Source organism: Gilliamella sp. Imp1-1, assembly GCF_001690415.1.
GTDB classification, from domain to species: Bacteria; Pseudomonadota; Gammaproteobacteria; order Enterobacterales; family Orbaceae; genus Gilliamella; species Gilliamella bombi.
The window spans coordinates 26,593-50,742 of sequence record NZ_LZHK01000045.1; the positions used below are offsets into that span (position 1 = coordinate 26,593).

Sequence of the window (24,150 nt, forward strand, 5' to 3'; positions counted from 1 at the left end):
TATTTTCCCTTTATTCAAATTCGTGCCATGAATGCCCATCTTTAGTGATTAAGGCAACGGATGCAACTGGTCCCCAAGTTCCGGCTTGATAAGTTTTTGGTGGTTCTTTTTCTGTTTCCCATGCACTAATAATTGAATCAACCCATTTCCATGCAGCTTCAACTTCATCACGATGAACAAATAATGCTTGACGCCCCCGCATAACTTCAAGTAATAAACGCTCATAAGCATCAGCACTTTGTTGGTGAAAAGTTTCGCTGAAACTTAAGTCAAGTTTAGTGGTTTGTAAATTATGATTACTATCCAACCCTGGTACTTTATTTAGGATTTCAATATCCATACCTTCATCAGGTTGTAAACGAATCGTCAATTTATTTTGTGGCAATTCTGGATAAAATTCACTAAATAAATTAAGCGGTAATGGTTTAAAATAAACTACAACTTCAGAACATTTACTTGGTAAGCGCTTACCTGTACGTAAATAAAAAGGAACACCTGCCCAGCGCCAGTTATCAATATCAACTCGAATTGCAACAAATGTTTCAGTATTACTTTTTTGATTTGCGCCATCTTCTTCTAAATAGCCCGGCACATTAACACCATTAACAAAACCTGCTGTATATTGCCCTCGAACTACTTTTTCACGAATATTGGATTTGTTAATTGGTCTAAGCGCATTAAGTACTGCTATTTTTTCATTACGCAAGCTATCATCTTCAAGATTAGCAGGTGGGGACATGGCAATCATGGTTAATATTTGTAATAAATGGTTTTGTACCATATCACGCATTTGACCTGCCTTATCAAAATATCCCCAACGCCCTTCAATACCTACTTGTTCAGCTACCGTAATTTCAACATGATCAATAGAATTACGATCCCAAAATGACGCAAACACTGTATTAGCAAATCGTAAGGCTAATAGGTTTAATACTGATTCTTTACCTAAGTAATGATCAATACGATAAACTTGCGACTCACTAAAGAATTTAGCCACTGAATCATTGATTTCTCGAGATGACTTGAGATCTGTTCCAAGTGGTTTTTCCATCACAATGCGGTTTTGCGATTGATTTAATCCTGCAGCAGCTAAACCTTGACAAATAGTCCCAAAAGCACCCGGGTGCATTGCAAAATAGAAAATAGCTGGATGATTCAAATCAAGTTTATTTTTCAATCCTTCAAAACCAGCACTATCATTAACATCTAATTTATGAAAGTCCAATCGTTGGCTAAATCGTTGCCAAATATTATCGTCTAACGGTTCTGGCATAAACGAGATTAGTGCTTCTTTTGCTACCTCACAATAAGCGGCATGATCCCAATCAGCCCGCCCTACGCCTAAAATCTTTGTTTGTTCAGGTAGTTTTCCGTACTTTTCTAATTGATATAAAGACGGTAATAATTTACGTCTTGTCAAATCCCCTTTAGCACCAAAAATAACTAAATCGCAAGCTGGGATATCAGACATGGTTTTCTCCTACGATGGTATAATGTAATTATTCTATTATGTTGAATGGTTGGTGTACACCCGATTAATAGGATAAATCATAGTAATAGGCATTATCCTTTATTTACTCTAAAACAAAAAGGCCACCTCTGGGTGACCTTTTGTTTGAAACAAGTTATTGGGTAATTTCCCAATAAGCAAATTATGCTCGTACAAAATCCATATGAACTAATTTTGGTTTAAATGCATGACGTTGTACTGCTTGCACTTTTACTTTAACTGCTTTTCCGTCAACTTCAATAGTTAACACTTCAGAATAAAATTCTGGTTTTTCTTGCATATTAAAAACTTGGTTGTGGTCAAGCACAACAGAGACTGCAGGTTCAGTTCCACCATAAATAATGGCTGGGAATTTACCAGCGTGACGCAGGCGGCGGCTCGCACCCTTACCATGCTCTTTTCTAACTTCAGCTTTGAATGTAAACATATTAATTTCTCTTAATTATTTAAAATAGAAACCAATTACAGGCGACCCAGTAATTGGCTATCAAACTAGTGCTTTAAAAAGCGTTGGAGATTATAAAGTGTTATCCTTCTAAACGCAATCAATTAATCATATTACAAATCAGTAAAATATTGATTACGTATATGGAATATTATATGCACACTTAGATCAATTCTATTTTAAAACCATAAGTTGATTTTTTATTCGGTAATAACTTTAATGGTTTTGTGATACAACCTGCTTCGACACAAACCATAGATTTATACTCATCATCACCAAAATCTCCCATTGATTTAGCTTTATTTATCCATGGATTCCAAGTAACAATATCACTTACATTAGTATTGGTTAATTGAATTGTTCGAGTGCCATCAGTAACAGTGATTTGATTACTTGCATTGGTATAAATACGATCGACTTCTTGATTAAATGTCAATTGACCTACAGTCGCTGGTTTGTTTTCATCAGCAAGTCTTTCTTGATAAGCTTCACCTAAACCTTTGACTACAACACTATCAATATTATCAACTCCAAAATAAGTATGTAGAGCACTAGTTACATCAAAGTCTGCTGAGCAGCTTAAAGAAACTTCACAAGTTTTACCTAGATGAAGATTTAATGATACCGAGAAAGGTTTGCTACAATAAGATTCTGTCTGCGGATTATTAGTGAGCGATAAAACAAGGGTAACGCCTTGCTCGTCCTCTTTACATGAATCTAATGTCCATTCGACAAGGCGTGCAAAACCATGAGAAGGATTGCCTAACTGACCAAACCAAGGCCAACAAACAGGCACTCCACCTCGAATAGCTACACCTTTTTTAAAATTTGTTTTGTTACTCAGCCAAACAACTGGTGTTTGTTCAGTAGATGGTTGCCAAAATAATAAGTGTGCACCTTGTAATGCAACAGCAGCACAACAAGTGCTATGATTAATAACTAAAATTGGCAGTTCACCATAAATTGATTGTTTAATTGATGGGCTTAAGGATACACCTGATAAGCTACTCTCTAAAATCTCTTTATATATACTCATATTTACTCCTAAATAATAAATTTAACAACTTATTGATAATTGTATACTTCTTAAGTTAATAATAAAAACATAATAGATGCAAAAGCATTTTTTAAAGAATTGGAGTAAAATAAAGCACTATAAATAGTGAAACAACACTCTAATTGTTTTTGTCAAAAAGTTTCAGGTAACACTACGTTTATGTATAAAATCCCATTAAGTTTATATATTCATATGCCATGGTGCGTACAAAAATGTCCCTATTGCGATTTTAATTCACATACCATAAAAAAAACGCCAAATTATGAGTCTTATGTAGAGCATTTACTTAAAGACCTACAAAACGATACTATTTTCTGTTCAAATCGCTCAATTCATTCAATCTTTATTGGTGGAGGTACACCTAGTCTATTTTCAGCCGAGTTGATTGATAAATTATTATCAAATATAAATAAGATCATCCCTATACATAAGGATGCTGAAATCACCATTGAAGCTAACCCAAATTCTGTTGATATAGAAAGATTTAATGGCTATCAGCAAGCGGGTATAAACCGAATATCAATTGGCGTGCAAAGTTTTCAAACCGATAAACTTGTTAAATTAGGACGGGTACACGATCCCAAAGAAGCAATCACAGCCGGAAAACTTGCCAAAACATTAAATTTAAGAAGTTTTAATTTAGATTTAATGCATGGTTTGCCAAATCAAAGTATTGATGATGCTCTATATGACCTAAAACAAGCCATTGCTATTGCACCACCGCATTTATCTTGGTATCAATTAACGATTGAGCCAAATACGCTATTTGGTTCAAAACCACCTGTTTTACCTGATGATGATAAACTTTGGGAAATTTATCAACAAGGTAATCAATTATTAACTAAAAGTGGTTACCAACAATATGAAACCTCTGCTTATGCTAAAGAAGGATTACAATGCCAACATAATTTAAATTATTGGCGATTTGGAGACTATTTAGGCATTGGATGTGGCGCTCATGGTAAATTAACGCAACCTGATGGAAAAATTATTCGCACCATAAAAACTCGTCACCCAAAAGGGTATTTAGAGGGACGTTATTTAGATAAATATTATACAGTTCCAAAAGAGGAATTGCCTTTTGAATTTTTTATGAATCGTTTTAGACTTTTTGAACCAACACCTAAACATGAATTTGAACAACGGACTTATTTACCTTTACACTCAGTTGAAAAACAAATAGCGATTGCCATTGAAAAGAACTATTTAATTGAGGATAAACAAAACTGGCTGGTAACTGATCATGGCAAGTTATTCTTGAATTCGTTATTAGAGATGTTTTTATAGATAACATTTTGAAATACCTATATTTATCTAAAAAAACTTATCCTTTACGTTTATTTAACATGATAGATACGAACTATTTAATCAATTATTCACATATCTTTACAGACTTTCTTCAAAAAAAAGTACATACTATGTCTCGACAATGCATTATTTCATTGTTTTCCTATTCCTTATGTTTTCCCAATAACTTTTGTTATTGGGTTTTTTTTTTGCCTATAATTCCGATAATCACATTAATTTTAATAACTACTCAATTGAAGTATGAAAAAGGAAATGTTTTAGTTCAGCTAATGTAGAAGTTCCTTCCATAGGACCTTTTTTAGATACGGCTAAAGCGCCGCTAGCGTTAGCATATTGCAAGGCTTGTTCAACAGAGTAACCTGCTAACATTAAACTGACAAATGTTGCCCCGAAACAATCTCCCGCACCAGTTGGATCTATCGAGTTGACCTTGTATCCATCAACATGAAGTGTTTGTAAATGACCTTGTTCATCAAGTCCATAATATTTAGCTCCTTTAGCTCCCCCTTTTACCACAATATGTTTAATGCCTTTTTTAAGCAACTTAAACATAGTTTGTTGTTCATTTTCATTATTGTTAATGAAATAGCTAACTTCGCTTTCACTGGGTAAAAATATATCGGTATACTCCATAATATAATCGAAAGATTGTTCCATTTCTGGTATATCAAACATTTCTTTGCGTAGATTAGGATCAAATGAAATTGTACCGCCTTTACTTTTGATGATATCCAATGCTTTTCTCATAGCGTCAATCACACGAAATGAATAAAGCGATGATCCCATTACATGCAAATGGGTACAATCTCTTAGTAAGTTTTCATTAATATGGTTAAACGAAAGTAAACCACATGCACTATTTGGAATGTTAAAAATAAAATCTCTTTCATTAGAACCTTTATAAGTAACAAACGCACTACCTGTATTGGCCTTATTATGTGGAGTAATACCATCAATAATGACACCATCACTTTTAAGGCGATGGATGCACATTTTTCCAAAAATATCTTTTCCTACACAACTAAAAAAAACAACAGGAAAACCTAATTTTGCAACTTGATCTGCAAATATTGCAGGGGCGCCACTAACAAAAGGGCCGATAAACTCCCCAGCTTGATCGAAACGCTGATTTTGTTCTTTTGCTAAAAACTCAACTAGCAGTTCGCCTATCGTGCAGATTTTAAAACGCATATTATGTCTCCAATTTGTTTTGATAAGTTACACAATATTTATTTGAAATAAGCTGCTCAAAATTAGCATCTAATAATTGTTGATGATACTCGGTTACAGCAGATCTTGATAACATCACCATATCAATATCAACTAAAGTTCCAATACTATTATCATTATTATGAATAATACGTTGCGGTAATATGCCAATTGTATGTGCTGCTTTTTTCATTATTTGTTGATAAATTCTAACCTGCTCTAAACTTTCAATAATCAATTGATTATCAGTATTGATTGAACTTAATTCGGTAACAAAATGCGATATAGAAAATTGATTCAAAATAAAATTGATCATTTTGTTATCTAACAAAAGATTCCCTTCCAGTATGGCTCCACCAACAAGCACTACTTCAGCATCGGTAAACTCTTTCGCTAATTGTGCATTGCTAATGTCATTCATAATGAGTATTAATGATTTTTTGCAATGTAAAAACGGAATCAACTTTCTTATCAAATTTCCATGGCTTAAAAACAATGTATCGCCATCATTAATATAGCTTAAACAGGTTTTGACTAATTCAATATCACAACTATTACTTTGTATATAACTTGGTGTATTAACACTTAGCTGATTAAACACACCTTCAGGGGTAACATAAATTGCACCACCAAAAGAACGCTTTAAATATCCTTGCTGCTCTAAATAAGTTAAATCTTGACGAATAGTCACATTTGAGACCTGAAGCAATTCAGATAATTCATCAACTTTAACTTCACCTTGCTTACGAACAATTTCTGCAATTTGTAATCGTCGTTTTAATAAACCTGAAGATGCTCTAGCCAATTTTATTTCCTACGCCATAGATAAAAATTAAGGATAGTGATAATAGAATTAATCATATATTAGGTCAATATCAAACTATTATTAGAATTTTATCTTATAAATCATACCATTAATAATTAACATTTTTTATCCCATAGCGTTTTACATATACATGTTAACTATCAAAACGAAAATTTATCAATCTTTTTTATTTCGTTTTAAAAGTAATGTTAATTTTTGTGATCTAACTCACGCGATTATTACTAGCGTAACTTTCGTTTTGAAATCATAATTAATGGAAATAATTTTCAAAACAAAAGTTACTAACATAATACAAAGTGAATTAGATTATTAAGGAGAAGTTATATGACTATTATTTCAAGTAATAACATGCTAAAAAAGGCTCAAACAGAACATTATGCTGTGCCTGCCTTTAATATCCATAACTTAGAAACTATGCAGGTCGTTGTTGAAACAGCAACAGAATTACAATCGCCCGTTATTTTGGCTGGTACACCTGGTACATACAGTTATGCAGAAACAGAAAATATACTTGCTATAGCAAATGCTTTATCAAAAAAGCATAACATTCCATTAGCTGTCCATTTAGATCATCACGAAGAATATAACGATATCACCAGTAAAATTAATGCTGGAGTAAGATCGGTCATGATTGATGGATCCCATTTTCCATATGAAGAAAATATCGCCATTGTCAAACAAGTAGTTGAATATGCTCACCGTTACGATGTTAGTGTTGAAGCTGAATTAGGTCGCCTTGGTGGCGTTGAAGATGATTTAATCGTTAATGATAAAGATGCTTTATATACTAATCCAAAACAAGCTTTAGATTTTATTGAAAAAACAGGAATTGACTCCCTCGCTATCGCCATTGGTACAGCACATGGTCTTTATAAATCAGAGCCAAAACTGGATTTTGATCGTTTATCAGAAATTCGCTCAATGGTTGATATTCCTCTCGTATTACATGGCGCTTCGGGTGTTCCAGAAAAAGACGTGCGTGAGTGTATTAAGCGTGGAATTTGTAAAGTAAATGTTGCGACAGAATTAAAAATTGCATTTTCAGATGCATTAAAACAATACTTTATTGAACATCCCGATGCCAATGATCCCCGCCATTATATGAAACCTGCAAAAGCAGCAATGAAAGACATTGTCAAAAAAATTATTACAACATGTGGATGTGCAGGCAAATTATAGAGGCCAAGATAATGATCTATACATTAACACTTAACACTGCAATCGATATGAATATTCATTGTCAAGGGCTTAACCCTAATGCAGTTAATCGAACCTCTCATACTGAATATAGCCCGAATGGAAAAGGAGTCAATGTTTCAATCGTATTGCATAAATTTGATAGCCCCACTTGTGCATTAGGATTCTTTGGCGGATTTTCTGGTAAATATATTATTGATGAACTAACGAAAATACAGGTCAAGACAAAACCCTGTTTTATTGATGATATCACGCGTATTAATGTTTTTATCAATGATAATGAAAACGAATATAAATTAGTCAGTAAAGGTCCGTTTATACCTAATGATAAAAAAACAGAAATGCTAACTATTATTGAATCACTGGTTAACAATAGTTATTTAGTCGTCAGTGGTAGCTTGCCAAATAATATTGAATCTGAATATTACAAGGCTATTTTAAATTTATGCAACAAAAAAAATATTCAAGTTATCCTTGATATTAGTCACCCAAAATTAGGTGATTTACTCTCCTATAAACCACTATTAATTAAACCTAATGATGATGAAGTAAAAGAGATTTTTGGCTTTGAAACGAAAACAAAATCACAAGTCATTGCTGCACTAGAAAATATTCATGCGCAAGGAGCGAGAAATATTTTATTAACCATGGGAGCTAAAGGGCTTTACTTTTCTAATGGGACAAATATTTGGTTTTGCAATGCTGTAAAAATCAAATTAATTAGCTCGGCTTGTGCCGGTGATGCGTCACTAGCAGCTTTTCTTAGTGAATGGCTACCTAAACAACAACATATTGAAAAAGCCATAAAAAAGGCATCAGCAACAGGCGCTAACGTTGCAGAATCAGACGGATTAGGTTTACTAAATAAAATCAATATTTATATGGATCAACTTGAAGTTACCCTAATCAAGTAAAGGAGATTGTTATGAAAAAAATATTAGCCGTTACAGGCTGCCCAACCGGTATCGCGCATACTTATATGGCTGAAGAGGCCTTAAAATCAGCGGCCCAAAAGGCTGGAGTCGAAATAAAAGTGGAAACCAATGGTGCAGGTGGTATTGATAACGCCATTACTGATGCTGATATTGTCAATGCAATTGGCGTTGTTATTGCAGCAGATAAAGATGTCAATCCAGATCGCTTTAATGGTTTACCCGTGCTTGAAGTACCGGTTAAAGACGGTATCCATAAGGCTGCAGCACTAATCGAAAAAATTATGTCAGGTACAGTTCCTGTTCGTAAAGGTGCCCAAAATAGCACTAATAACACAGTTTCATCAAACCAAGTAGAAGTAAAAGAATCGATTGGACGCCAAATCTATAAACACCTAATGAGTGGTGTGTCAAACATGCTACCATTTGTTGTCGCAGGTGGAGTACTAATTGCTTTATCATTTTTATGGGGAATCTATTCCGCCGACCCTAATAATGTCCAATATAATGAATTTGCTGCATTGTTAATGAAAATAGGTGGACAAGCATTTGGCATAATGGTACCAATCTTTACTGGATTTATTGCCTATTCAATAAGCGGAAAACCTGGCATGGTGGCTGGTTTTGTTGGTGGCTTAATTGCCAACATTACCGGTGCAGGATTCTTAGGCGGAATTATAGCTGGCTTTGCAGCAGGCTATTTAATGCTTTATGTCAAAAAAATGTTAGATGGATTACCTCGTTCATTTGAAGGACTTAAATCGATTTTTATTATGCCATTAATTGGTGTATTTGTTATCGGTGCAGGTATGTTTTTACTTGGTGGTCCAATTGCAAGTATTAATAATGGAATGAAATCTTTCCTTGAATCATTACAATCTGCAAATCCTGTTTTACTCGGTATTGTTATTGGAGCAATGTGTTCGTTTGACTTTGGTGGTCCTGTTAATAAAGCAGCGTATGTTACTGGCACTATGTTGTTAGGTGAAGGAAATTTCTATTTCATGGCAGGTGTGTCTGCTGCTTGTATAGTACCACCCTTTGTTATTGCATTCTCTACCACTATTTTCCGCAGCAAAGCTTTCACAGAAGAAGAACGTGCTGCTGGACTTGTTAACTATGTTTTAGGTTCGACACATATTACAGAAGGAGCAATCCCATTTGCGGCTAAGGATCCTTTGCGAGTAATTCCAATTATGATGTTATCTTCTGCAATCGCATCAGTATTGACATTCATATGTCAAATTCAAGTTCCAGCGCCACATGGAGGATTTTTAGTTCTGCCATTGGTTAATAAACCATTTTTATGGGTAGGCTGTATCTTCGTAGGAGCACTAGTTGGCGCTATTTTATTAGGTTTAGTACGTATTCATCAAAATCGACAATTAGTTGCCAAAAAATCAGTTTAATCAATCAAGAAATATACCGATTTATTTCGGTATATTCATTTTAGTAAGGAATAGAAATGAGCACATTAAATTTAACAGTACATGATATTTCAATCGTAACTGGATCCTATTCTAAAAAAGAAGCAATTAAAGATGTATCAGAAAAGATGATCCAAGCTAAGTTAGTCAAAGATGACTATACCCAAGCAATGTTTGATCGTGATAACCAAATTTCAACTTTTTTAGGTAACGGGATCGCCATTCCACACGGTACAACGGAAAAACGTGATAGTGTTATCCAAACTGGAATCAAAATCATATATTATCCTGAAGGAGTCAATTGGGACGAAGATAATAATATAGCTTATGTTGTCATTGGTATTGCTGCAAAAGCCAATGAACATTTAGATATTTTACGTCAACTAACCCGAGCTGTGATTGCTGAAGATACGCTAACACGAATTCACGCAGTTAAAACTTCGGAGGATTTATTAGCAATTCTTCAAGGTAATTAAAAGATCTTGAGTTTGTAATAAAAAGAAAAGGCATAAAAATGTTGTTATGATATAATCTCGATAAAATCTATTAATAACAAAGCATTATGCCTATAAAATATTAATAGGCGCCTACTTAAAAAAGCTACAAAAATACATTATTTTAAAAGCATATTTAATATAACGTAATGGGAATAATATTGCCTTTTCAGAAACAGAACGACAGCAGTTGATGGAGCTTAAATTCGTGGATGCCAAAATTATTGAAAGACTTGAAGATATGCACTTCGATTCTTTCGATAAATTGCGTAATGCTAGTTTAGATAAAATTCTTAACAAAAGTACGTTATTATCAGGTTCAACTTGTTGGAAAAACAGTCATCAAGCAAAAACGGTAATAAATCATATTTTGAGTTTAGCCAACAATACATAATATTTCTTTTATGAGTGGTAAGTACATCCAACTTTTCAATTGAACAATGATAATCGTTTTTTTGATTTCTTATCTATTTTCAAGATATTTATACTGAAACGTATAGTTACCTGAAACTTTTTCACAAAAAGATAGCTGTCAATATATCCCAATTTATGTAAGGCATAGTTAATCATATTGAAAAATATAAAATGTATAATTGATTCAATATAGCTTGTTTAATCTAAAAATAACGGTATGCTTTTCGCTAACATTATCATTTTATATAAACTTTATTAATTAGTTTTTGCTCATTTAGTTGAAGTTTGGCAAAATAGACACCCTAGCTAGGCGATGATGATTGTCTTAAATGATTTGAATTTGTTAATAATAAATAAAAAGTAATATAAACATGTTATTGTTAAATAAAAGCAGGAACGGAATTAGGATGATTAGTCGAATTAAACAACCTACAAAAATATTATTCATCTTGAGTTGCCTAAGTGGTATAGCCATTTGTTCTGCACCTGCTTTTGCCGATGAAGAACAACAAATTTTACCGCAAACAATTTCACCTCAAACTGAGGAAGAAATCGATGTTAATATTCCTGTTCAATCATCTCAGGATAAACAAATTGATATCGTTATTCCTACTGAAAAACGTGAGGTAATTTACCACAAAACCATCTTTTCACTTTCAGGTCAACCAAAGTATCATGTTGACTTCCAACATGTTGATTATGTAAATCCTAATGCACCTAAAGGTGGAGTAATTAAACTGGCTGAAGTTGGCTCTTTTGATAATTTGAATCGCTATGCTAGCCGTGGAGCACCTGAGCGAAATTCAGGGGCGTTATATGACACGCTTTTTACCAATACGGCTGATGATATTACCAGTTTTTATCCACTTATTGCGACATCAATAACTTATTCTGATAGTTATCGTTGGGCTGAGGTTACTATTAATTCCAACGCTCGTTTTCAAGATGAGAAACCAATAACTGCCCATGATGTTGAATTTACCTTTCACAAATTTATGACCGAAGGCGTGCCTCAATATCGTGTTTATAATAAAGGCATTATTGTTAAGGCAATAGATGATCACCATGTGCGTGTTGATATTCCTGATTCCGATCGAGAAAAACTCCTTTCATTCGTTGGTAGTATGCGAGTTATGCCGAAACATTTTTGGAAAGATCATGATCTTTCTGAACCACTAACTACACCACCAGTTGGTAGTGGTCCATACTACATTAGCGAATATAAATTAGGGCAATATGTTGTTTATCGACGTAATCCGAATTATTGGGCACGTAATTTACCTATTAATAAAGGCTTAGATAATTTTGACGAAAAACGTATTGATTATTATATGGATGATAACGTTTCGCTAGAAGCCTTTAAAGCTGGCGAATATGATTTGCGTGCTGAAGATCAACCTAAAAACTGGTTTACTCAATATCAAGGTAAATATTTTGATTCTAACCATATTATTAAACAAGAAAAACCAGTTCAAACAGCTACCGACACTAGATGGCTTGCGTTTAATTTACAAAAAGATCTATTTAAAGATATTAAAGTTCGTGAAGCCATTACCTTGGCATTTGATTTTGAATGGCTAAATCATGCCTTTTATTATGACAGTTACAAAAGACCTTATAGCTTTTTCGAAAACACCATTTATGCCGCAATCGGCACACCTAGCGAGAAAGAATTAAAATGGCTTAATACTTATAAAGATATTATTCCAAAGCGTGCTTTCGGCAACGCCTATTATTTGCCAAAAAGTGATGGTCAGGGCTTTAATCGTGATAATTTATTAAAGGCAGCAGAATTATTAAAACAAGCGGGTTGGGAAGTTAAAGACGGTAAGCTGATTAACACTAAAACACAGCAACCATTTGAATTTGAACTGATCAGTTACCTTGGTAGTGATATTAAATATGCCATTCCCTTTCAACAAAATTTAGCACGTTTGGGGATCACCATGAATATTACCTTGCTAGATTCAGCACAACAATTACGACGTGTTCGTGAACGTGATTATGATATGGTTGCACGTGATTATTATGCCGTAAATTACCCAAGCTCTAATTTGCTAGTGCTTTGGGGCAGCGAGTATCTTAACTCATCATGGAATGCTTCGGGTTTGCATAATAAGGCTATTGATGCCATTATTGCTGAAATCACCAAACATGTGGATAATCAAGAAGAGTTAGTCCCGCTAGGACGAGCGCTTGATCGGATTTTAACGCAAGAATATCCAATGATTCCAATGTGGTATAACAGTAAAACATATTATGCATACTGGAATAAATTTGGGCAACCAACTATACAACCTACTTATGCAATCGGGGTTGATAGTTGGTGGTACGATGCAAACAAAGCAGCTAGCCTGCCTAAAAATCGGGAACATTAATATGATCAATTACCTTATTCGTCGACTGTTGCTGATTATTCCAACATTATTTGTGATTTTAACTATCAACTTTTTTATTGTACAAGTTGCGCCTGGTGGACCCGTTGATCAGGCTCTTGCTATGATTGAAAACGGACCGCAAGCAGGGCAAGGGCTATTGCCTGGGAGTGGTGGCTCATCTACGCCAGTGCAGCAATATAAAAATGAATCAAATTATCGCGGTTCACGCGGACTTGATCCCCAAGTTGTCGCAATGATAGAAAAGCAGTACGGCTTTGATAAACCGATATTTGAACGTTATATCGAAACACTAAAGAAATATATATTATTTGATTTTGGTAATAGTTTTTTTAAAAGTGAATCGGTACTAGGTTTAATTGCCAAAAGTTTACCTGTTTCAATTTCATTAGGATTATGGAGTACTTTGATTGTTTATCTAATTTCAATCCCGTTAGGCATTCGCAAAGCAGTGAAGGATGGCTCTGCATTTGATTTTTGGTCAAGTACCTTAATTATTATTGGCTATGCGATACCTGCTTTTTTATTGGCAGTTTTATTTATTGTATTATTTGCTGGCGGTAGTTATTGGGATATTTTTCCTCTACGTGGGCTAATATCGAACCATTTTGATCAACTCGATTTTTGGGGCAAAATAAAAGACTACGCATGGCATATCTGTTTACCCACTATTGCAATGGTCATTGGCGGTTTTGCATCACTCACCATGCTAACTAAAAATTCATTTTTAGATGAAATCCGCAAACAATATGTAATAACCGCACGTGCTAAAGGATTAAGTGAAAGAAAAATTTTATATAAACATGTTTTTCGCAATGCAACATTACTGATTGTATCGGGCTTTCCTGCAGCTTTTGTTGGTATTTTATTTACTGGTTCATTATTAATTGAAATTATCTTTTCGCTTAATGGACTTGGGCTATTGGGATATGAGGCAATTATACAACGTGATTACCCAGTGATTTTTGGTTCATTGTATATTTTTACATTAATCAGCCTTATTACTAAATTATTATCTGATTTATCTTATATGATGATTGACCCACGTATTGACTTTGAGGCTCGCAACTAATGACCACCCATTACTCTATTAATCAACAGCGTTGGCAACGATTTAAACAGAATCGTCGTGGTTATTATTCACTTTGGTTATTTATGATCTGTTTTGTGATTAGCTTATTTGCTGATTTTATTGTTAACGATAGACCAATTTTTATTAAATATCAGGATAATTACTATTCGCCGATTTTTCATTTTTATCCAGAAACGGAATTTGGTGGACAATTAGCCACGCAAACCAACTTTCTTGATCCTGCTGTACAAAATAAAATAGAAGCTAATGGCTGGATTTTATGGGCGCCATTTCGTTATAGCTACAATACATTAATTTATGATACATCAAACACGTTTCCAACGCCGCCTTCGGCATCACATTGGTTAGGCACCACCGATGCAGGTTTCGATGTATTAGCCAATATTTTATATGGTTTTCGCATATCTATGTTTTTTGCGATTTTCTTGACGATTTTCACTTCAATTATTGGTGTCATTTTTGGGGCTATACAAGGCTATTATGGAGGTAAAATTGATCTAATCGGTCAACGTTTCATAGAAATATGGAGTGGGTTACCAGAGCTATTTGTTATTATTCTGTTAGCCAGTATTTTACCGCTTAATTTTTGGTGGTTATTAGGTATTACCGTATTATTTGGTTGGATGGCTTTAGTAGGTGTTGTGCGTACTGAATTTTTGCGTACTCGCAATTTTGATTATATTCGTGCAGCTAAAGCAATGGGAGTTAGTGATACTAAAATTATGTTTCGTCATATCTTGCCTAATGCCATGGTGGCAACATTAACCTTTTTACCTTTTATACTTTGTGGCTCGATAACAACACTAACAGCGCTAGATTTTTTAGGTTTTGGTTTACCGATTGATTCGCCATCACTAGGACGATTATTACTACAAGGTAAAAATAATTTGCAAGCGCCTTGGCTAGGGATTAGTTCATTTTTAATTATTGCAACGCTCCTTTCATTGCTTATATTTATTGGTGAAGCAGTAAGAGATGCGTTCGATCCAAACAAAGGAGTATATCAATGAGTTCTCCTTTATTATCCGTTCAGGATTTAAGTGTTGCATTTAAACGAAGTACGCATTTACTATCGCAAGTAGTAAGTAATGTTAGTTTTGATATTAATGAGCAAGAAACACTTGCGTTAGTGGGGGAGTCAGGTTCAGGAAAAAGCATTACCGCATTATCAATTTTACGACTACTACGTAAAGAACAAGTGGTATACCCTACTGGTGATATTTTGTTTGAAGGAAAATCATTATTACATGTGCCAGATAAAGAACTTCGTAAAGTTCGCGGCAATGAAATTAGCATGATATTCCAAGAACCGATGGTGTCATTAAATCCTCTACATACAGTTGAAAAACAACTTTATGAAGTGCTAGCGTTACATCGAGGAATGAAGCGTAATCAAGCTCGTGGCGAAATTTTACAATACCTTGATCGTGTAGGCATTAAGGAACCCAAAAGTAAATTATTAGCTTATCCTCATCAACTATCTGGTGGCGAAAGGCAGCGAGTAATGATTGCTATGGCAATATTAACGCATCCAAAGTTACTTATTGCTGACGAACCGACAACAGCACTAGATGTATCTGTACAGGCACAAATTATTCAGTTACTAAAAGAGTTAAAGAAAGAACTCAATATGAGTATGCTTTTTATTTCGCATAACCTTGGTATTGTTAAAAAGCTTACTGATAAAGTGGCTGTTATGCAACAGGGCCAAATTATTGAATACAATAATAAACAGCGTATCTTTTTACGTCCACAGCATGAATATACTCAAACACTATTGAATTCAGAGCCAAAAGGTGAACCTGTACCATTGCCCGATTCACCTGGAATATTACTTAATGTTAATCACCTTAATGTTGAAGTCATTACCAAAAAACGTTTATTTAGCAGCCAAAAGAAGAAAATTATCAACAATATTGGGTTTGCTGTACACCAAGGTGAAACGGTTGGTATTGTAGGTGAGTCAGGATCGGGGAAAAGCACTACAGCATTAGCAATTTTACGGCTAATTAAATCGCAAGGTGATATTTTATTTGATAGCCATCCGATACAAAATCTAACAGGTAAAAAACTGTTACCATTTCGTAGCCGAATTCAAGTGGTCTTTCAAGATCCGTTTTCATCACTTAATCCACGTTTTAATGTTGAGCAGATTATTAGTGAAGGATTGGTGACTCACAAAAAACTAAGTAATGCAGAGCGTGAACAAGCTGTAATTGATATTATGCAAGAAGTTGGGCTTGATCCAGATATGCGTTATCGCTATCCGACCGAGTTTTCTGGAGGGCAACGTCAACGAATAGCTATTGCTAGAGCTTTAATTTTACAGCCTGAATTATTGATTTTAGACGAACCTACTTCATCGTTGGATCATACTATTCAAAAACAAATTATTAATTTACTGAAATCATTGCAAGAAAAGCATCAGCTTAGTTATTTGTTTATTAGCCATGATTTAGCGTTGGTTTACACTTTGTGTCACCAAGTGGTTGTTATGAAAGATGGTAGTATTATTGAGCAAGGCTCACGTGAGAAGATCTTCTATTCTCCTGAAGATGAATATACAAAAGCATTACTTTCATTTTTAGATAAGCCACCTCGAAAGAAAAGTAACACTATGATACATAAAGATAAAATTGACAAAACAGAGCAATTTACTCATAAGGATGAATCTCAACAAGATCTACAGCGAGATAAGAAAAAAGATAGAGAGGTCAGTTGGGAAGATGCCTTGTTAATGCGTAGAAAATAAATATGCAACGCAATAATTTAACAATGGTTTATAATAAAACCATTGTTAATAAGTCAATATACCAATCTATTTAGCAGGTTTATTATGCAAAAACGAATACTACCTTTTTTATTAACCCCTTGCTTATCAATAATTCCAATAAATGCCATGGCGATAACCTGTAGTGATAATCCTATTCAGAATATAGTTGAGGCAAATAACTATATCTTTCAAATCCTCGATTATATTGACTCACCAGTAAGAAATATTAAACAAGAGATTCGGACTTCAACTACCAAATTGGGAGCGGATGCTAACAGCTCTACAGCTAAGCACGAACTAGAATATGCTTCTAACGGACTTATCACACAAAGCCATTATGATCTTTATTCAGATAAAAATACCCGTATTTACTCGGAACACCTACAAAAAAATAAATCTGGTTGGGAAAATATCATTGAAGATGTAGAAGATAAAACTAACAGCATTATCCAATTTAATACCGATGAACAAGGCAAAATTGTCGTATCACAGCAAACTAAAAAAGCGACCGATTTTGTCTTTTTTGAAACAGATAATTATGTATACGACAGTAATAATTGTCTTATCAATAAAAATGTACAATGGCTGCTTAAAGAAACTGATGAGAATGGTAACTATACAGGTAAAGAACAAAAAGGGGCTTCAATTTATACATTTGGATATCAAGAGCAACAGCTAACCAAAGTGTCGTATCAATTTAGTAATAATATGAAAAATGAGAGTGATTTTTCGTATCAATATGATAATGGTCATCATCGATTAACAACCATTGAAGGTACTTATTTGTCATCAGGCAAAGAAGCGGCTCATTATGTAACTAATTTTTCAACCTTTAATGAAAAAAACGATTGGCTAACAGCAATTAAAATTAAAAATAATAACGGTGGTAAACAGACAACTATTACCCGCGAACTTACTTATTATTAGTCTTAAAAATACACAAAACGTGATTTGATTAATAACGTTTTGTGTATTTTTGCCGTTGTTCTTACAATTCAAAAAAATATCTCTTACATTCGAATAAACAATATATAAATAGCATGTAATGTCCATGCTAATGCTAATCCAAACGTCAGTAATTTTTCACGTTTAGGATAGATTTTACGCTCGTGTAAAATGGATAAAATTTGTTGTAATCCACACCAGATAGGTAATGAAATCATCAAAAATAAAAAAACTTTACCAATTTCTTTATTGGCTATTTTAAGAATATAAGAACGTGTTATTGCATCGCCAAAAGGAATAATAAATGCCAAAATGACAAGCACAACTGGTAAAAAAATTGCAGCCCATGTACCGCCTAAAGCAAATAATCCTTTTATGACTTTTCCATCAGTATTTTTAACTTGAATTTGTTGATTTTTCATTAATTCAATACCACTCACTTCAATACAAATAAAAATAAAAAAATCGAAACAGTTAGCATCACCATCCACAGTCCCGCAATCAGTAATAATGCGTTAGATTTTTTATTAAATATTGTGCAAGGTAAAGCTTTGGGTATTAAATTAAACCAAACTATTGAATGGTAAACACTAATAAATAATGCAATACAATTAAGCACCACAATAAAAGGGCTACGCAAAAAGAAGATAAAACGGTAAAACTCATCTTGTCCAACAGTGTTAGTGTACATACATATTACGCCATACATTAAAACTAAACTTACCCAAATCATCGAAAAAGGAACTAATTTATGCATAATTGAAATTATAAAAGAGCGTTTTACATCGGTTTGAGTCGTATCAAGGCAATTATTGGTATTTTGTTGATTCATAAATCTCTCTTGGTAGCATTGTGTTTTATGCTAGTAATAGTTTGGTAGTTTTTTTACTTGGTTATTACAAGTGTTAATCTGCTTTATCTTGCTAACTTATAACAATTCATAATATAACCTTTTAATACAGCAATACTATAAAAAAGTACGTCTAATTTTAGTGAGTAGTCATGCTTGGATAAAAAAGAAAGCCCAATATAAAGTAAGTATCAGAATTATCATTGCTATATTACTTATATTTCTAATAATGCATAGCAAGGTAAATCCATCTAACTAAGACGATCGAAAATATAAATATAATAAACCTAGTGGAGCAAGTAACCAAGCAAAACCAAAACACAGCGCCATTGTCCATATTTTTACTATTAAGAACAATTCTGTTCGTACAATAAATAAATTATCCCCAACTATGTAATTCACAACACCTTCATAAACAAATCTAGAATATGGATATAATCCCCATTGTATTAAAATACATACACCTAAATATATACTTTCAGGATTTTTAAACTTAAATATGATTAAACAAAAAAGCGGTACAACAAATATTAAACAAAATAGATATTGTCGTATCAAATAACCTAGAGTTAATGCCCCAAATGTTTTTTTTAGAAAATTAGCCATAAAACCCATTCTTAATATTTATCTTTTTATTGTACTTTGATTTAAGAGATCATTTTTATAATTTTTAAATTCCAGAATCATACAAACCAGCCATATTTTTATAAATTAAAAATAATAATATTATATCGTTTTTGAATAATGCTTTAATTTGCTTCGGGTTTATTTTAACAAGGTATTTTTATAATGCAAATTAATGAAATTATAAAAGGGCCTTTACATCGGTTTTAGTGGTATCAAGGCAATTATTGTTACTTTATTGTCATAAGTGTTAATTTGCTCTATGTCGTTATTCTAAAAGCAAATCATAAAGAGTTTTAATATATCATATGCTAAACAAAAGTACGCCAAAAACAACATTAATGTGATCTCTGTTTTATTGATATATAGGATCTTTATTAACACAAATGAAAACAATAAAATCAATTATATATCCAAATTTTTATCAATTATTTGTAAAAAAGAATTGAGCTATTCACACTTCATGATTGAAATAATCCTCTAAAAACATCATAAGATGTTTCACCTGAAATTGCTTTATATAATTTAACCGTATTATCAACTTAATATTAATAATTAATTGTTTTTATTTATTAAGCTATTTTTTGCTGATTGAGAAAAATAACGCATATGATTCATTGCTTCTTGAATATATTGATAATTCGGCACTTCATCAACTTCACGATTATGTAAATCCATATAATGACTGATACCTAATCGATTAACAAGATAAATATTATCAGATGTTCTCACCGCATAAGAACTATAATTAGACATCAAAAGCCAGTTACGGTCAGTTATAGGATTAAATAAATCATAACCTGTCGAATAATCACTTATATCATTTTTCACATATAAATAATGTTTCATTAGGGTTGGAACGACATCTTCATGGCTTGTTATTTTTGTACTATTATTTTTAAGGCTCTCTAATTCTTTACCACCAATAATAATAAAAGGCACCTTTGTTTGTGCATCTGTGTAATTACCATTATGCCCCCAAAATCCTAATTTATTATCATTCATCTCTTGAGCATGATCACCTGTAATAATCAATATTGTATTATCTAACGAACCTGATTCTACAAGCTCATCATAAATATTTTGTAGTAAATAATCATCATAATAAACACTTTGCTTGTAACGATTAAAAATAGGCAAAGGATCGGTGTCATTACTCAATGTCATATAATTAAGATCACCAATAGGTTTGAATTTCACCGAAAAATCGTCAGGAAAGTCATAAGCATGAGGAGCATCATAAAATAAAAAAGAAAATGTCGGTCTAGATGTATCTCGTAGTTTATACCATGCAAGCCAATCATCAGTAATTTGTTTATCTCGACTAGATGCAGAACCATCTTTACTACTAATTCTTAAATTTTTGATGGTAACAAAGGCTGTTCGATCAAATTCTGGAGCAGTTACTTTAGCTGATGTAAAAATCCCAATATTATAGTTTTCTTTCTGTAGTGTTGTGATAAAGAGTGAAGGAACACTATTTCGTAAAAATGAATCCCAATAAGTACCTGGAATACCATAAAACAAACCAAAAATACCTGTACGTGTTGCATTACCAGTTGAATAATGGTTATCAAAAATAACCCCATTATTCTGCTTAACAAAACGAAATGTATTAGGCGAAATTTCTTCACTAAACGTATCATATCGCCAAGAATCCAAAACAATAAACATAATATTTTTAGTTTTTTTATTTTCTGGATTAATCACCAAAGGATTTTTCGGGTAATCAACACTAGCATTACTATTATCTTTGTTATACACGACTTTTCGTTGCCCTTTTTCGTCAAAAAAATTCATGATTTTTTTCGACGTAAATGGTCGATAAAGTGGAATATATTCTTTCACTACCATAATAGGCGAATAAGCATAATAAAATGCAATCATGTGCACAACATGACTAATTAAAAATGAACTGAAAAGAAATATTGTTGATAATAAAACAATTCTTGAATTTTTATGCAATGAAGTTAATTTGTTATTGAGCAAGTAAAGAATAAAATACTCTGTGCAAAATACAACAACAATAAGCGTAAACATTAAAAAATAGGTAATTATCGAAAAATCGACAACCTGTCCAGACAAAACCATGGATAAGACAGATTGATTTACGTGAAATCGATACTGTTGAAATACAATAGTATCGATATATAATCCAATTTGAATAAAGCTAAATATTGCAGCTAAAATAATATTGCAAATAGCTTGTTTAAACCATAAAAGAGGTATACAAACAACCAAAAGTAATAAATAAGCCGAGAAAAAATGCCCCAATACAGCAAATATTGAAAATGCCACACTCGGCCAATTAAATGATGCCTCAGGGACAAGAAAGAAACGAATTGATAGTATTGATGAAATAAATAGATTAATTAAGGCAAAATAGTATAATTTTTTCATATTGTTAAGTAAGTTATTAATTCATTATAATAAGAATTTTACTGTATTTTATATTGAAACATAGTCTTTCCTGAAACTTTTTAACAAACTAGTACTAAAAAAATACGATTCTAATAAAATTTTAACAAAAAAGGCTCAATTTAGAGCCCTTTTAGTTGAATTAAATGCAATTATCGACGATCTGCAAAAATTCTTAACAACATAATGAATAAGTTAATGAAATCAAGATAAAGGGTTAGTGCACCTAAAATAACAAATCTCCTAAACATATTAGGATCATCCTGCGATAATTGATCGCCTAACTCCTTCAATTTTTGTGTATCATAAGCTGTTAATCCAGCAAAAACAAATACACCAATATATGTAATAGCCCACATTAATGGTTGGCTTTGCATGAAGATATTAACGAGCGAAGCAATTACAATACCCACTAATCCCATAAATAAAAAACGTCCAAAACCAGACAAATCACGTTTAGTGGTATAACCATAAAGAGCCAAAGCTGCAAACATTCCAGCAGTAATAAAAAATACACTTGCTATTGATGATGAAGTATAAACAATAAAATAAATCGAAAATGTGCAACCATTTAAAACCGAATAAAGCATGAATAACGTTGTCGCAACAGCTCCAGAAAGACGATTAATCAATGCAGAAATAGCAATAACTAAAGCAAATTCAGCAATAAGTAACACCCACATACCTTGATATAAAACGTTCAAAAGCGCATAGTTATTAGATGCAAACCAAGCAACTAGGGCTGTTAAAAGCAATCCGACGGTCATCCAACCATAAACATGACTCATGTATGTTTGCACGCGGTTACCAGATTGTTCAATAATAGAACCATTAGGTGAATAATTTCTCATTAATTACCTCTCATTAAAAAAGAATGACATGACTTAATATCATTATATACTAAATAAATACTAATACCATTTTCTCAATGCTTCTTTATCTGTTTTTTTTGCTTCAACCCAAGTTTCGCCTTGGGGCGTTCGTTCTTTTTTCCAAAAAGGCGCTTCGTTCTTTAATACATCCATAATGAACTCTACTGCTGCAAACGCATCTGAACGATGTGCGCTACTTGCTCCCACAAAGACAATCTTTTCATTTGCGCTAATTTCACCTACTCGATGAATTACCGCAACTCGACTTAATTGCCACCGCTTTCTGGCTTGGGCTATAAGATTACCCAAGATTTTCTCTGTCATTCCTGCATAATGTTCTAAAAATAAGCTTATTATTTGTTTTTCATTACTACGAACTTTGCCCATAAAAGAGACAACAGCACCATCTTGTGGTAATTGTGAAAGCCAGTCGTTTAGCTTATTAACATCAATCGGCTGCTCACTAACCTTGATAAGATCCATAATGTTATCCACCTGTTACAGGAGGAAAGAAAGCAATTTCATCACCTTCTTTCACAATATAATCAAAATCAACCAAAGTTTGATTTACAGCACATAAAACAGGGTTTTCCTTAAATGCCAAAAACCATTGTTCACCACGTTCACTTAACTGATCGATAAGATAGGAAACTGAAAGTTGATTAGCATCTAACATAACACTCTCAGTCCCAACTAATTCTCTAATTTGAGCAAAAAAAATAACTTTATTCATCTTCTATCTATTAAACCTTTTGGGCAATAAAGTCCCCTGACCTACCACCACTCTTCGTCAACAATCTTACTTGAGAAATCACCATATCTTTTTGAACCGCTTTGCACATATCGTAAATGGTTAAAGCAGCAACGGATGCAGCAACCATTGCTTCCATTTCAACACCAGTTTGCCCATTCAATCGACAAAACGATTGAACTCGAACACAATTTTTTATTTGATCTACTTCTATGTTAATTTCAATTTTACTCAAAAAAAGTGGATGACAAAGCGGAATAAGCTCCCAAGTCTTTTTAGCAGCTTGAATCCCTGCAATTCTTGCTGTTGCAAAAACATCGCCTTTATGATGTTTACCCTCAATAATCATCTTCAGTGTTTCAGAATTCATTAAGACTAATGACTCAGCTCTTGCTTCGCGTGTTGTTATTAGTTTTTCAGACACATCAACCATATAAGCTTCACCTCGCTGATTAATGTGCGAAAATGATTCACTCATCCTTTAATCCTTAACATTTTATTAATCATCAATTTTTACCAAGATAGCAAATTTTATTAATAGTTACTACTAATCCTTTTAAGGCTATTAATGTAATAAATCTAGATGAATAAAAACTAGATTGTTTTTAT

22 protein-coding genes and 1 pseudogene are annotated in these 24,150 nt (G+C 33.1%); 11 read left to right on the top strand and 12 right to left on the bottom strand.

All coding sequences use genetic code 11. The annotated features are described in order from the left end of the window. Nucleotides 1-10 precede the first annotated feature (10 nt). The 3 genes from zwf to A9G38_RS04085 form a co-directional block, all read right to left on the bottom strand. Entirely contained in the window at nt 11-1,471 is a 1,461-nt protein-coding gene (zwf, locus tag A9G38_RS04075; protein ID WP_034910197.1) for a glucose-6-phosphate dehydrogenase, read from the bottom strand. Between the two features lie 181 nt (nt 1,472-1,652). Next, the gene (rplY, locus tag A9G38_RS04080; protein WP_034910200.1) at nt 1,653-1,937 is read right to left on the bottom strand and encodes a 50S ribosomal protein L25; all 285 of its coding nucleotides are present in this window, start codon (nt 1,935-1,937) and stop codon (nt 1,653-1,655) included. A gap of 181 nt (nt 1,938-2,118) precedes the next feature. Continuing rightward, nucleotides 2,119-2,991 carry a D-hexose-6-phosphate mutarotase gene (locus A9G38_RS04085; protein ID WP_051634138.1) on the bottom strand — a complete coding sequence of 291 codons (873 nt, stop codon included), beginning with the start codon at nt 2,989-2,991 and terminating at the stop codon, nt 2,119-2,121. 180 nt (nt 2,992-3,171) lie between these two features. Here A9G38_RS04085 and hemW point away from each other — a divergent pair, with 180 nt between their 5' ends. After that, complete coding sequence (gene hemW / locus A9G38_RS04090; protein ID WP_034910203.1) at nt 3,172-4,299, top strand: radical SAM family heme chaperone HemW; 1,128 nt, start codon at nt 3,172-3,174, stop codon at nt 4,297-4,299. A 246-nt stretch (nt 4,300-4,545) separates the two neighbouring features. Here the strand turns inward: hemW and A9G38_RS04095 are convergent, their stop codons facing one another. Both A9G38_RS04095 and A9G38_RS04100 read right to left on the bottom strand, forming a co-directional pair. After that, nucleotides 4,546-5,511 (bottom strand): sugar kinase, encoded by a 966-nt coding sequence (locus A9G38_RS04095; protein ID WP_034910205.1) that lies wholly within the window; start codon nt 5,509-5,511, stop codon nt 4,546-4,548. Nucleotide 5,512: 1 nt separating this feature from the next. After that, a complete protein-coding gene (locus A9G38_RS04100; RefSeq protein WP_034910209.1) occupies nt 5,513-6,334 on the bottom strand; it encodes a DeoR/GlpR family DNA-binding transcription regulator in 822 nt (273 codons plus the stop codon). Between the two features lie 345 nt (nt 6,335-6,679). Here A9G38_RS04100 and A9G38_RS04105 point away from each other — a divergent pair, with 345 nt between their 5' ends. From A9G38_RS04105 to A9G38_RS04150, 10 genes and pseudogenes are all read left to right on the top strand, one after another. Continuing rightward, nucleotides 6,680-7,534, top strand: coding sequence for a tagatose bisphosphate family class II aldolase (locus tag A9G38_RS04105; protein WP_034910211.1), 855 nt, complete (start codon nt 6,680-6,682; stop codon nt 7,532-7,534). An 11-nt stretch (nt 7,535-7,545) separates the two neighbouring features. Further along, nucleotides 7,546-8,466, top strand: coding sequence for a 1-phosphofructokinase (gene pfkB / locus A9G38_RS04110; RefSeq protein WP_034910212.1), 921 nt, complete (start codon nt 7,546-7,548; stop codon nt 8,464-8,466). A gap of 11 nt (nt 8,467-8,477) precedes the next feature. Then, complete coding sequence (locus A9G38_RS04115; RefSeq protein ID WP_034910213.1) at nt 8,478-9,893, top strand: PTS fructose transporter subunit IIC; 1,416 nt, start codon at nt 8,478-8,480, stop codon at nt 9,891-9,893. A 56-nt stretch (nt 9,894-9,949) separates the two neighbouring features. Then, nucleotides 9,950-10,387: a PTS sugar transporter subunit IIA gene (locus A9G38_RS04120; RefSeq protein ID WP_051634139.1), complete on the top strand. Its 438-nt coding sequence runs from the start codon at nt 9,950-9,952 to the stop codon at nt 10,385-10,387. Between the two features lie 211 nt (nt 10,388-10,598). Next, nucleotides 10,599-10,799, top strand: a complete 201-nt coding sequence (locus tag A9G38_RS04125; RefSeq protein WP_051634140.1) for a hypothetical protein — start codon at nt 10,599-10,601, stop codon at nt 10,797-10,799. 427 nt (nt 10,800-11,226) lie between these two features. Beyond that, nucleotides 11,227-13,197: an extracellular solute-binding protein gene (locus A9G38_RS04130; protein ID WP_080702297.1), complete on the top strand. Its 1,971-nt coding sequence runs from the start codon at nt 11,227-11,229 to the stop codon at nt 13,195-13,197. Nucleotide 13,198: 1 nt separating this feature from the next. Next, entirely contained in the window at nt 13,199-14,287 is a 1,089-nt protein-coding gene (locus tag A9G38_RS04135; protein WP_034910220.1) for a microcin C ABC transporter permease YejB, read from the top strand. Then, the gene (locus A9G38_RS04140) at nt 14,287-15,318 is read left to right on the top strand and encodes an ABC transporter permease (RefSeq protein ID WP_034910222.1); all 1,032 of its coding nucleotides are present in this window, start codon (nt 14,287-14,289) and stop codon (nt 15,316-15,318) included. Before A9G38_RS04135 ends, A9G38_RS04140 begins: the two co-directional genes overlap by 1 nt. Next, nucleotides 15,315-16,898 (top strand): annotated as a pseudogene (yejF, locus tag A9G38_RS04145) (microcin C ABC transporter ATP-binding protein YejF); the annotation flags it as partial. The gene A9G38_RS04140 and the pseudogene yejF, both read left to right, overlap by 4 nt. A gap of 246 nt (nt 16,899-17,144) precedes the next feature. Beyond that, a complete protein-coding gene (locus tag A9G38_RS04150; protein ID WP_034910223.1) occupies nt 17,145-18,008 on the top strand; it encodes a hypothetical protein in 864 nt (287 codons plus the stop codon). An 83-nt stretch (nt 18,009-18,091) separates the two neighbouring features. Here the strand turns inward: A9G38_RS04150 and frdD are convergent, their stop codons facing one another. The 7 genes from frdD to moaC all read right to left on the bottom strand — a co-directional run bounded on the left by frdD (nt 18,092) and on the right by moaC (nt 24,019). Further along, nucleotides 18,092-18,448: a fumarate reductase subunit FrdD gene (gene frdD, locus A9G38_RS04155; protein ID WP_065560802.1), complete on the bottom strand. Its 357-nt coding sequence runs from the start codon at nt 18,446-18,448 to the stop codon at nt 18,092-18,094. A 14-nt stretch (nt 18,449-18,462) separates the two neighbouring features. Beyond that, complete coding sequence (locus tag A9G38_RS04160) at nt 18,463-18,858, bottom strand: hypothetical protein (RefSeq protein ID WP_051634141.1); 396 nt, start codon at nt 18,856-18,858, stop codon at nt 18,463-18,465. A gap of 1,197 nt (nt 18,859-20,055) precedes the next feature. Then, complete coding sequence (locus tag A9G38_RS04170; RefSeq protein WP_051634142.1) at nt 20,056-21,900, bottom strand: sulfatase-like hydrolase/transferase; 1,845 nt, start codon at nt 21,898-21,900, stop codon at nt 20,056-20,058. 170 nt (nt 21,901-22,070) lie between these two features. Next, nucleotides 22,071-22,769 (bottom strand): Bax inhibitor-1/YccA family protein, encoded by a 699-nt coding sequence (locus A9G38_RS04175; RefSeq protein WP_034910227.1) that lies wholly within the window; start codon nt 22,767-22,769, stop codon nt 22,071-22,073. A 60-nt stretch (nt 22,770-22,829) separates the two neighbouring features. Continuing rightward, a complete protein-coding gene (gene moaE / locus A9G38_RS04180; protein ID WP_034910230.1) occupies nt 22,830-23,273 on the bottom strand; it encodes a molybdopterin synthase catalytic subunit MoaE in 444 nt (147 codons plus the stop codon). 4 nt (nt 23,274-23,277) lie between these two features. After that, on the bottom strand, nt 23,278-23,523 hold the full coding sequence (moaD, locus tag A9G38_RS04185; protein ID WP_034910232.1) for a molybdopterin synthase sulfur carrier subunit: 246 nt from the start codon (nt 23,521-23,523) through the stop codon (nt 23,278-23,280). A 10-nt stretch (nt 23,524-23,533) separates the two neighbouring features. Then, nucleotides 23,534-24,019 carry a cyclic pyranopterin monophosphate synthase MoaC gene (moaC, locus tag A9G38_RS04190; RefSeq protein WP_034910235.1) on the bottom strand — a complete coding sequence of 162 codons (486 nt, stop codon included), beginning with the start codon at nt 24,017-24,019 and terminating at the stop codon, nt 23,534-23,536. Nucleotides 24,020-24,150: the final 131 nt, after the last annotated feature.

What these genes read in the sequence shown, in the direction of transcription:
- A9G38_RS04105 (WP_034910211.1), top strand. Translation starts at nt 6,680, where the DNA reads ATGACTATTATTTCAAGTAATAACATGCTAAAAAAGGCTCAAACAGAA.
- A9G38_RS04150 (WP_034910223.1), top strand. Translation starts at nt 17,145, where the DNA reads ATGCAAAAACGAATACTACCTTTTTTATTAACCCCTTGCTTATCAATA.
- A9G38_RS04115 (WP_034910213.1), top strand. Translation starts at nt 8,478, where the DNA reads ATGAAAAAAATATTAGCCGTTACAGGCTGCCCAACCGGTATCGCGCAT.
- A9G38_RS04175 (WP_034910227.1), bottom strand. Translation starts at nt 22,769, where the DNA reads ATGAGAAATTATTCACCTAATGGTTCTATTATTGAACAATCTGGTAAC.
- A9G38_RS04125 (WP_051634140.1), top strand. Translation starts at nt 10,599, where the DNA reads ATGGAGCTTAAATTCGTGGATGCCAAAATTATTGAAAGACTTGAAGAT.
- A9G38_RS04085 (WP_051634138.1), bottom strand. Translation starts at nt 2,991, where the DNA reads ATGAGTATATATAAAGAGATTTTAGAGAGTAGCTTATCAGGTGTATCC.
- A9G38_RS04095 (WP_034910205.1), bottom strand. Translation starts at nt 5,511, where the DNA reads ATGCGTTTTAAAATCTGCACGATAGGCGAACTGCTAGTTGAGTTTTTA.
- moaD (WP_034910232.1), bottom strand. Translation starts at nt 23,523, where the DNA reads ATGAATAAAGTTATTTTTTTTGCTCAAATTAGAGAATTAGTTGGGACT.
- rplY (WP_034910200.1), bottom strand. Translation starts at nt 1,937, where the DNA reads ATGTTTACATTCAAAGCTGAAGTTAGAAAAGAGCATGGTAAGGGTGCG.
- A9G38_RS04140 (WP_034910222.1), top strand. Translation starts at nt 14,287, where the DNA reads ATGACCACCCATTACTCTATTAATCAACAGCGTTGGCAACGATTTAAA.
- moaC (WP_034910235.1), bottom strand. Translation starts at nt 24,019, where the DNA reads ATGAGTGAATCATTTTCGCACATTAATCAGCGAGGTGAAGCTTATATG.
- moaE (WP_034910230.1), bottom strand. Translation starts at nt 23,273, where the DNA reads ATGGATCTTATCAAGGTTAGTGAGCAGCCGATTGATGTTAATAAGCTA.
- hemW (WP_034910203.1), top strand. Translation starts at nt 3,172, where the DNA reads ATGTATAAAATCCCATTAAGTTTATATATTCATATGCCATGGTGCGTA.
- A9G38_RS04170 (WP_051634142.1), bottom strand. Translation starts at nt 21,900, where the DNA reads ATGAAAAAATTATACTATTTTGCCTTAATTAATCTATTTATTTCATCA.
- zwf (WP_034910197.1), bottom strand. Translation starts at nt 1,471, where the DNA reads ATGTCTGATATCCCAGCTTGCGATTTAGTTATTTTTGGTGCTAAAGGG.
- A9G38_RS04120 (WP_051634139.1), top strand. Translation starts at nt 9,950, where the DNA reads ATGAGCACATTAAATTTAACAGTACATGATATTTCAATCGTAACTGGA.
- pfkB (WP_034910212.1), top strand. Translation starts at nt 7,546, where the DNA reads ATGATCTATACATTAACACTTAACACTGCAATCGATATGAATATTCAT.
- A9G38_RS04130 (WP_080702297.1), top strand. Translation starts at nt 11,227, where the DNA reads ATGATTAGTCGAATTAAACAACCTACAAAAATATTATTCATCTTGAGT.
- A9G38_RS04135 (WP_034910220.1), top strand. Translation starts at nt 13,199, where the DNA reads ATGATCAATTACCTTATTCGTCGACTGTTGCTGATTATTCCAACATTA.
- frdD (WP_065560802.1), bottom strand. Translation starts at nt 18,448, where the DNA reads ATGAAAAATCAACAAATTCAAGTTAAAAATACTGATGGAAAAGTCATA.
- A9G38_RS04160 (WP_051634141.1), bottom strand. Translation starts at nt 18,858, where the DNA reads ATGAATCAACAAAATACCAATAATTGCCTTGATACGACTCAAACCGAT.